Source organism: Micromonospora sp. ABR4_055, from assembly GCF_056160425.1.
Genome location: NZ_JBSWXD010000374.1, coordinates 1 through 266 on the forward strand (window position 1 = coordinate 1; position 266 = coordinate 266).

Annotated in this window: 1 pseudogene; it reads left to right on the plus strand. The window is 73.7% G+C overall.

Going from position 1 to position 266, the window contains the following annotated elements:
• Positions 1-266 (plus strand): annotated as a pseudogene (locus ACXAHD_RS32460) (4-oxalocrotonate decarboxylase); the annotation flags it as partial.

A 266-nucleotide genomic window follows, 5' to 3' on the forward strand; every position in this document is an offset into this window, starting at 1 on the left:
TGCGGGCCGTCGCCCCCGCGCTGGAGGTCATCGACTCCCGGTACGCCAACTTCACCTTCTCGCTGCCCGACGTGATCGCCGACAACACCTCCGCCGCCCTGTACGTCGTCGGGCCCTGGCAGCCGGTCCCCGACGAAGTCGACAACCTCGGCGTACTCCTCGACATCGACGGACACACGGTGCAGACCGGGTCGACGGCGGCCATCCTCGGCGACCCCCGCCGGGCCCTCGCCGCCGGCGTCGCCCTGGCCGACCGGCACGGCCCG